The sequence below is a fragment of the Bradyrhizobium sp. genome, from assembly GCF_052389815.1.
Lineage (GTDB): Bacteria > Pseudomonadota > Alphaproteobacteria > Rhizobiales > Xanthobacteraceae > Bradyrhizobium.
Window position 1 is genome coordinate 20,481 of record NZ_JBQTHN010000003.1, and the last position, 9,038, is coordinate 29,518.

General features: G+C 66.7%; 8 protein-coding genes. 4 read left to right on the forward strand and 4 right to left on the reverse strand.

What is annotated here, in order from left to right:
• Positions 1 to 37 precede the first annotated feature (37 nt).
• From ACT4OC_RS00755 to ACT4OC_RS00770, 4 genes are read left to right on the forward strand one after another with little or no spacing between them, the layout of a single operon-like run.
• Complete coding sequence (locus tag ACT4OC_RS00755; RefSeq protein ID WP_444837187.1) at positions 38 to 985, forward strand: ABC transporter permease; 948 nt, start codon at positions 38 to 40, stop codon at positions 983 to 985.
• The gene (locus ACT4OC_RS00760; protein ID WP_444837188.1) at positions 948 to 1,880 is read left to right on the forward strand and encodes an ABC transporter permease; all 933 of its coding nucleotides are present in this window, start codon (positions 948 to 950) and stop codon (positions 1,878 to 1,880) included. The genes ACT4OC_RS00755 and ACT4OC_RS00760 overlap by 38 nt, the downstream gene beginning before the upstream one ends.
• Entirely contained in the window at positions 1,880 to 2,893 is a 1,014-nt protein-coding gene (locus tag ACT4OC_RS00765) for an ABC transporter ATP-binding protein (protein ID WP_444837189.1), read from the forward strand. The genes ACT4OC_RS00760 and ACT4OC_RS00765 overlap by 1 nt, the downstream gene beginning before the upstream one ends.
• Positions 2,890 to 3,882, forward strand: a complete 993-nt coding sequence (locus ACT4OC_RS00770; protein ID WP_444837190.1) for an ABC transporter ATP-binding protein — start codon at positions 2,890 to 2,892, stop codon at positions 3,880 to 3,882. The genes ACT4OC_RS00765 and ACT4OC_RS00770 overlap by 4 nt, the downstream gene beginning before the upstream one ends.
• A 98-nt stretch (positions 3,883 to 3,980) precedes the next feature.
• Here ACT4OC_RS00770 and ACT4OC_RS00775 read toward each other — a convergent pair whose 3' ends face one another.
• From ACT4OC_RS00775 to ACT4OC_RS00790, 4 genes are all read right to left on the reverse strand, one after another.
• Positions 3,981 to 5,957, reverse strand: coding sequence for an acetyl/propionyl/methylcrotonyl-CoA carboxylase subunit alpha (locus ACT4OC_RS00775; RefSeq protein ID WP_444837191.1), 1,977 nt, complete (start codon positions 5,955 to 5,957; stop codon positions 3,981 to 3,983).
• Between the two features lie 6 nt (positions 5,958 to 5,963).
• Positions 5,964 to 7,022: a biotin synthase BioB gene (bioB, locus tag ACT4OC_RS00780; protein WP_444837192.1), complete on the reverse strand. Its 1,059-nt coding sequence runs from the start codon at positions 7,020 to 7,022 to the stop codon at positions 5,964 to 5,966.
• An 86-nt stretch (positions 7,023 to 7,108) separates the two neighbouring features.
• Positions 7,109 to 8,725 carry an acyl-CoA carboxylase subunit beta gene (locus ACT4OC_RS00785; protein WP_444837193.1) on the reverse strand — a complete coding sequence of 539 codons (1,617 nt, stop codon included), beginning with the start codon at positions 8,723 to 8,725 and terminating at the stop codon, positions 7,109 to 7,111.
• A 119-nt stretch (positions 8,726 to 8,844) separates the two neighbouring features.
• Positions 8,845 to 9,038: 3-keto-5-aminohexanoate cleavage protein (locus ACT4OC_RS00790; RefSeq protein ID WP_444837194.1), on the reverse strand; the 194-nt coding region annotated here is incomplete at its 5' end.

Below are 9,038 nucleotides of genomic sequence, written 5' to 3' on the forward strand. Positions count from 1 at the left end.
GCTCGTAGCGTAGCGGCGATCCAGAGGGAGAAGCCGGGTGTTTGCTTATCTCGTGCGGCGCCTTGCTTTGATGCTCGTGACCCTGTTCGGGATCTCGGTCATCGTCTTCGTGCTGCTGCGCGTGGTGCCCGGCAACATCGTCGACATCCTGTTCGACGCGGCGGGCTTCGTCGATCCCGCCGAGAAGGCCAACCTGGAAAAGGAGCTCGGCCTCAGCCAGCCGATCGTGGTGCAGTACTTCAACTGGATCGGCGGGCTGTTTCGCGGCGATCTCGGCTATTCCTACGTCTCGGAGAAGCCGGCGCTGCAGGAGATCCTGCCGCGTATCCCGATCACCGCGAAGCTCGCCGGGCTCGCGCTGTTGTTCTCGGCTTCGATCGGCATTCCGCTCGGCGTCATCAGCGCCGTGCATCAGGGCACGAGGCTCGACTACACGCTGCGCGTCATCAGCCTCAGCGGCCTCTCCCTGCCGTCGTTCTGGCTCGGCCTCCTGATCCTGATGGCGTCGGTCTCGATGTTCGGCATGATGCCGATCTTCAACCCGAATCCGAAGACCTGGACCGAGGCGTTCGCGATCTATGCCGTGCCGGCGATGGCGGTCGGCTTCCGCAGCGCCGCGCTGACCATGCGCATCACCCGCTCCTCGATGCTGGAGATCCTGCGGCAGGACTATATCCGCACGGCGCGGGCCAAGGGCGCCTCCGAGGCTTCGGTGAACTATCACCACGCACTGAAGAACGCGGTGCTTCCCGTCATCACCGTGATCGGCATCGAGGCGGCGTTCCTGATCGGCGGCCTGATCGTGACGGAAACGGTGTTCAACATCCCCGGCATCGCCCGCTTCCTGGTGGAGGCGCTGCGCTGGCGCGACTATCCGATCGTGCAGAACCTCGTGATGTTCATCGCCGTCGTCGTGGTGTTCACCAATTTCGTCGTCGACATGCTCTATGCGGCGATCGATCCGCGTATACGGTTTGGAGACTAACTTGGCCGTCATCAACTACGATAGCGAGCTCCGACGCGCCGGCGCCCACGCCACCCACGGCTGGCGGCGGCTTGCTTTCCTGGCGCGGCGCTACGTGCTCGGCACCGTCGGCCTGATCATCATGCTGCTGTTCGTCTGGACGGCACTGTCGGCCGACTTCATCTCGCGCTACGACCCGCTGACGGTGGATTCGGCGCATCGGCTGGCGCCGCCGAGCGCGGCGCACTGGCTCGGCACCGACTCCTTCGGCCGCGACGTCTGGGCCCGCATCATCCACGGCGCACGCATTTCGCTCGCGGTCGGCATCGGATCGACCGCGCTCGGCGCCACGCTGGGGGTGATCGTCGGCCTGATCTCCGGCTATCTCTCCGGCTGGGTCGACCTCGTGTTCCAGCGCATCACCGACATCCTGCAGTCGCTGCCGCTCCTGGTGCTGGCGCTGGTGATGACCGCCGCGCTCGGCCCGTCGCTGCACAACGTGATCATCGCCATCGCCATTCCGCTGATCCCGACGGTGTCGCGCGTGATCCGCGCCAACACGCTGGCGCTGCGCGAGCAGCCGTTCGTGGAGGCCGCCAAGTCGATCGGCATGAGCGAGACGCGGATTGCGATCCGCCACGTGCTGCCGAACACGCTGGCGCCGCTGATCGTGCTCGCGACCGCGCAGCTCGGCTCCACCATCCTGACCGAAGCCTCCCTCTCCTTCCTCGGCCTGGGTATCCCCGAGCCCTATCCCTCCTGGGGCCGCATGCTGTCGGAATCGGCGGCCGAGTATGTCCGCACCGCGCCGTGGCTCGTGATCTTCCCGGGCGTCGCCATCAGCCTTGCGGTGTTCGGCACCAATCTGTTCGGCGATGCCTTGCGCGACATCCTCGACCCGAGGCAGCGCGGCTGATGAGCGGGGCGAGGACGGACGATTTCATCCTGGACGTGAAGAACCTGAAAACGGTGTTCTTCACCAATTCAGGCCTGTTCAAGGCGGTCGACGACGTCTCCTTCAACGTCCGCCGCGGCGAGACGCTGGCAATCGTCGGCGAATCCGGCTGCGGCAAGAGCGTCTCCGCGCTCTCGATCATGCGCCTCGTGCCGGACCCGCCCGGCAAGATCGTCGGCGGTACCGTGACCCTGGAAGGCAAGGAACTGCTCGCCCTCGACGAGGAGGAAATGCGCGGCATCCGGGGCAACCGGATGTCGATGATCTTCCAGGAACCGATGACCTCGCTCAACCCGGTGATGCGGATCGGCGACCAGATCACCGAAGCGCTCCGGCTGCACCAGAACATGACGGCGAAGCAGGCCTGGGTCCGCGCGGTCGAGATGCTGAAGCTGGTGCGTATTCCCGAGGCGGAGCGGCGCGCGCGGGAATACCCGCACCAGCTTTCCGGCGGCATGCGCCAGCGCGCGATGATCGCGATGGCGCTGGCCTGCCGCCCGGCGCTGCTGATCGCCGACGAGCCGACCACCGCGCTCGACGTCACCATCCAGGCGCAGATCCTGGCGCTGATCGTCGATCTTCAGAAAGAGCTGGGCACCGGGCTGATCCTGATCACGCATGACCTCGGCGTCGTCGCGCAGACCGCGCAGCGCGTCATCGTGATGTATGCGGGCAGGAAGGTCGAGGAAGCCTCGGTCGACGACCTCTTCGCCGATCCCCGCCATCCCTACACCCGCGGCCTGATGGCCTCGATGCCGGCCGTGATCTCGCTCGGCGCCAGGACCGATGTCCGCCTGACCGAGATTCCCGGCATGGTGCCGTCATTGACCAACCTGCCGCCGGGCTGCGCCTTCGCGCCGCGCTGCCCGCTTGCGATCGAACGCTGCCGCGAAGAATATCCGCCGCTGCAGGATTTTGGCGGCCACCATCGCGCTGCCTGCTGGCGCGCGGCTGAACTGGCGAAGGCATCATGAGCGAGACGCGCCCCCTGCTCGAGGTGACGGACCTCGTCAAGCACTACGCGGTGCGCGGCGGCGTGCTGCGCCGGCAGGTCGGCACCGTGCATGCGGTGGATGGAGTCTCGTTCTCGCTCGGCGTCGGCGAGACGCTCGGCCTGGTCGGCGAATCCGGCTGCGGCAAATCGACGGTGGCGCGCACCGTGCTGCGGCTGGTCGAGCCGACCTCGGGCAGCATCAAGCTCAACGGCACCGACATCGTCCCGCTCGGCAAGGGCGAGCTGCGCCCGGTGCGGCGCTCGATGCAGATCGTGTTCCAGGACCCGTTCGCCTCGCTCAACCCGCGCATGACCGCGGGCGACATCGTCGGCGAGCCGCTCAGCGTGCATGGCCTCGCCAGCGGCGAGGCGAAGCAGGCGCGCGTCGCCGAATTGTTCCGGCAGGTCGGCCTGCGGCCGGACCAGATGAAGAATTATCCGCATCAGTTCTCCGGCGGCCAGCGCCAGCGCATCTGCATTGCCCGCGCGCTCGCGCTCGGTCCCGATCTGATCGTCTGCGACGAGCCTGTCTCGGCGCTCGACGTCTCGATCCAGGCGCAGGTGATCAACCTCCTGATCGACCTGCAGCGCGACCACGGCTTTTCCTATCTCTTCATCGCGCACGATCTCGCCGTGGTCGCCCATATCAGCCACCGCGTCGCCGTGATGTATCTCGGCCGCATCGTCGAGATCGCCGACAAGGCCGAGCTGTTCGCCAACCCGCGCCATCCCTACACGCAGGCGCTGCTGGCGTCGGTGCCGGTGGCAAACCCGAAGATGAGGCGGCTTAAGCCGCTGGTGGACGGCGACGTGCCGAGCCCGATCAACCCGCCCTCCGGCTGCGCCTTCCACACCCGCTGCCGCTATGTGATGGACCGCTGCAAGATGGAGCGCCCGGCGCTGGTCGAGGCCGGCAACGGGCATCGGGTGGCGTGCTGGCTGAATGACGGCACGGGACGGCCGGGGTAGGCTTCTCCTCCGTCATTGCGAGGAGCGAAGCGACGAAGCAATCCATCGCGCCGCGAGCTGAAACGTGGATTGCTTCGCTCCGCTCGCAATGACGGCGGTTAGGCCGCCTGCTTGTCTGCCTCGATCTCCACGACGATCTTCCCCGTCGTCACCTGTTCGCCCTCGGCGACATCGATCGACGATACCGTGCCCGCCACACCTGCCGTGTGCACATGCTCCATCTTCATCGCTTCGAGCGTCATCACGGGCTGCCCGGCGGCGACCTTGTCGCCGGGCTTGACCAGTACGGCGACCACACGGCCGTTCATGGCCGCACGGACCTTGCCGTCGCCGCCGGCGACTGAGGATTCCGGGACCGCCAGCGTGAGGTCGTCAATCGCCAATGTGACGCCGCGATGCAGGAAGTACAGCCGGTTGTCGTGGCGCAGGAATTTCGCCGATTGCAGCACGCCGTCATATCGGAAGCGGACGGCAGCGTCGTCAAGCTCCTCGATCTCGAAGCGATGCTCCTCGCCATTGTTTCTCGCAACGTATCCGCCGTCGCGCTCGCGGACGATCTCGATCTCGCATACCTTGCCGCCCATCTCGAAGCGCGTGGCGAGCGGGAATGTGGCGGCGAGCGAGCGACCGGCGCGCCAGGGCGGCGCGTGCCGACTGCTGACGTAAAGCAGCAGCGCCGCGAACGCTGCTTGGCATCCCTCGTCGGCATGCGACCCCAACAGCTCGCCGCGATGATTGCCGATGAAGGCGGTGGTCGCCTCGCCCTTCGCAAAGACCGGATGGCGCAGGCAGGAGAGCAGGAAGCCCTGATTGGTCGTGACGCCGAAGGCCTCGACCTGCTCCATCGCGCAGATCAGCCTGCCCCGCGCCTCGTCGCGCGTCACGCCGTGGCTGACGACCTTGGCGATCATCGAATCGTAGAATGGCGGGATCTCCGCGCCGGATTGCAGCGCGTGCTCGACGCGGCTTCCTTCCGGCATCCGCCACCGCAGCATCCTGCCCGACTGCGGCATGAAATCATGGGCTGCGTCCTCGGAGCAGAGCCGCACCTCGATGGCGTGGCCGTCGAAGCGGATCTCCTCCTGCTTCAAGCCGAGCGGCTCGCCGCCGGCGACACGAAGCTGCAGCTCGACCAGGTCGAGGCCGGTGATCGCCTCGGTGACGGGATGCTCGACCTGCAGGCGCGTGTTCATTTCCATGAAATAGAACGCGCCGCCGGCATCGAGCAGGAATTCCAGCGTGCCGGCGCCCTCATAGCGAAGCGCCTTGACGGCGGCGACGGCGACCTCGCCCATCCGCGCGCGCAGCTGCGGCGAGACCGCCGGCGACGGCGCTTCCTCGATCAGCTTCTGGTGCCGCCGCTGCACCGAGCAATCGCGCTCGCCGAGATGGATGGCGTTGCCGTGGCGGTCGCCGAACACCTGGATCTCGATATGGCGGGGATCGGCGATGGCGCGCTCGAGGATCGCGGTGGGATCGCCGAAGGCTCCTTGCGCCTCCGAGCGCGCGCTGCGCAGCGCATCCGGAAAGGACGCGGCATCCGCGACCAGTCGCATGCCGCGGCCGCCGCCGCCAGCCACCGCCTTGATCATCACGGGAAAGCCGATCTTCTTCGCTTCCGCCAGCATGACGGCGTCGCTTTGGTCGGCGCCCTGATAGCCGGGTACGGTAGGCACGCCGGCCTTCTGCATGATCTCCTTGGCGCCGGCCTTGTTGCCCATCGCCCTGATCGATTCCGGCGACGGGCCGATGAAGACCAGCCCGGCGTCGCGGCAGGCCGATGCAAGCTCCTCGCTCTCCGCGAGGAAGCCGTAGCCGGGATGCACGGCACCGGCGCCGCCGGCCTTGGCGGCGGCTATGACTGCATCTATGCGGAGATAGGATTGCGACGGCAGCGCTTCGCCGATTCGCACGGCAGAATCCGCCTCGCGCACATGCAGCGCGTCGCGGTCGGCATCCGAGTAGACTGCGACCGTGCCATAGCCGAGACGCTTTGCGGTGCGCATGATGCGCAGCGCGATCTCGCCGCGATTAGCGATCAAAATCTTTGAGAACGGCGTTCGGCTTGCCGACATCCAGACCTACCCTGCTTCGGCCGCGCGTGCCGGCTCCTCGCCCGAGAGCGGAACGAGGCCAAGCTGCGCAAATAGACGGGCATCCGCGGCCGCGCCGGCATTGCCGGCCGTCAGCAGGCGATCGCCCGTGAAGATCGAATTGGCGCCCGCCATGAAGCACAGCGCCTGCGTGGATGCCGACATGCTCTCGCGGCCCGCCGACAGGCGAACCATCGAGCGCGGCATGGTGATGCGCGCCACAGCCACCGTCCGCACAAACTCGATGTCGTCGATCCGCGCCTCGCCCGCGTCTTGCAGGCGATCGCCCAGCACCGTTCCCTTGATCGGCACCAGCGCATTGACCGGCACGCTCTCAGGGTGGCGCGGCATTGTCGCCAGAGCGTGGATGAAGCCGACGCGATCGGCGCGGTTCTCGCCCATGCCGATAATGCCGCCGCAGCAAACGGAAATTCCCAACGTGCGCACCCGCTCCAGCGTGTCCAACCGGTCCTGGAAAGTACGCGTCGTGATGACGTTGCCGTAATTCTCGGGGCTGGTGTCGATATTGTGATTGTAGTAGTCGAGCCCGGCTTCCTTCAGCCGCCGCGCCTGCTCGTCGGTCAGCATGCCCAAGGTCATGCACGTCTCGAGCCCGAGCGCGCGGACACCCCTGACCATCTCGACCACCTTGTCCATGTCGCGATCCTTGGGCTCGCGCCAGGCCGCGCCCATGCAGAAGCGCTGGGCGCCCGCCGCTTTCGCTTCCGCTGCGGCGCTGAGCACATTTGCCACGTCCATCAGCTTGCCGGCATTAAGGCCCGACTTGTGATGGACCGATTGCGAGCAGTAGCCGCAATCTTCCGGGCAACCGCCGGTCTTGACCGACAGCAGGGTGCAGAGCTGAACCTCGCCGGCTGCGTGCCAGCGACGGTGCACTTCTTGCGCACGCCACATCAATTCAAGGAACGGCAGATCGAACAGCGCGGCGATCTCAGCCCGCTTCCAGTCGGTTCGCAAGGTATCTGAATATACTGTCGCGGCAGAGAAAGTGACGGACTCGGTTGCGGTCTGATCATGCAGAGGCATTGGATACCTGTTTGCTTCGCGGCCGGCTGGCACGGGATGGACGTGCCGCTGTGAAGCACAGGGACGGCTGCTCTGCAAACCTCGTTTCATGGCCGCGCCACCGAGAACTGCATGCGCTGCGGGTTGCGGGCATCGCCCTCCCGGCAGACCGCCAGCACTTCCGAAAGGATCGCGCGGGTGTCGCGCGGATCGATCACACCGTCGTCGAGCACGCGCGCCGAGGTCGAGAACACATCCATCTGGCCGTCGAACACACCGACGATCTGCGCCTTCATCGCTTCCAGCTGTTCCTTCGGCACCGGCTTGCCGCGACGTGCGGCGGCAGCCTCCGTCACGATCGCCATCGTCTCGGCAGCCTGCTCGCCGCCCATCACAGCGGTCTTGGCATTGGGCCAGGAGAAGCAGAAGCGCGGGTGGAAGCCGCGGCCGCACATGCCGTAATTTCCGGCGCCGAACGAGGCGCCGCAATAGATCGTGATCTGCGGCACCGTCGCCGAGGTCACGGCCTGGATCATCTTCGAGCCGTGCTTGATCATGCCGGCTTCCTCGTATTCGCGGCCAACCATGTAGCCGGTGGTATTGTTCATGTAGAGCAGCGGCGTGCGCGACTGGCAGCAGGCCTGGATGAAGTGCGTCGCCTTGTTGGCGCCGGGCACGTCGAGCGGGCCGTTATTGGTGATGATGCCGATCGCCTGTCCTTCGATGCGGGCATGGCCGCAGACGGTGGCCGGGCCGTAATTCGGGGAGAACTCGGTAAAGTCGGAATCGTCGATGAAACGCGCTATCGCCTGGCGCATATCCACCGGGCGCTTGTGGTCCATCGGCATGACGCCGAGCAGCTCTTCGGCGTCATAGCGCGGCGGGCGGAAATTGTTCTGCGCCGCCTTCGGCCGGTCCCATTCCAGCTTGTCCATGATCTCGCGGGCGATGCGAAGCGCGTCGCGATCGTCCTCGGCGAGGTAGTCTCCGAGGCCCGAGATCGAGGTGTGCATCTCGGCGCCGCCGAGCTCCTCCTCGGTCGCGATCTCGCCGGTGGCGGCCTTCAGCAGCGGCGGCCCGGCGAGGAAGGCGCGGGTGCGGCCGCGCACCATCACGATGTAGTCGGACAGGCCGGTCTGGTAGGCGCCGCCCGCCGTCGACGAACCATGCGTCACGGTCACGACCGGAAGTCCCGCCGCCGACAGGCGCGCGAGATTGCGAAAGATGTTGCCGCCGCGGATGAAATCCTCGACGCGGTAGCGCAACAGGTTGGCGCCGGCGCTTTCGACCAGCTGCACATAAGGCAGCTTGTTCTCCAGGGCCAGCTCCTGCACGCGGAGGGTCTTGTCGAGGCCGAAGGGCTGCAGCGCGCCGGCATCGATGCCGGCGTCGTTGGCGCTGACCATGCAGCGGATGCCGCAGACGAAGCCGATGCCGGCGATGACGCCGCCGCCGGGCACGCTCTTGTTCGCATCGGGCACGTCGAACATGTAACCGGCGAGCGTGGAGAGTTCCAGGAACGGCGAGCCGGGGTCGAGCACCAGCGCGACGCGCTCGCGCGGCAGCAGCTGCCCGCGCTTGTGGAAGCGATCCTTGGCGGCGGCGGACGCCGCGCGGGTGCGATCCTCCAGCGCCCGCATGCGCGCGATCAAGGCCAGCATGCCGTCGCGATTGGCCTTGTAGGCTGCGCCGCCGCTAGCGATGGTGTTTTCGATGATGGCCATGATTCAGCACCCTCGTCCCGCACTGCCGTCATTGCGAGGAGCGAAGCGACGAAGCAATCCATGCTTTCTTTGCGGCGCGATGGATTGCTTCGCTTCGCTCGCAATGACGGGTGGCAGGCTCAATGCCTCACCCCGAAAATCTCGCGCGCTTCCGCTGGAGACGCAATCTCCCGCCCCGCCTTGCGGGCGCAGGCGGCCAGCGCCTCGACGAGCTGGCCGTTCGAGGTGACCTTGGTGCCGTCGCCGATGTAGAAGGTGTCTTCCAGGCCGGACCGCAGGTGGCCGCCGAGATCGGCGCAGCGCTGGTGCAGCG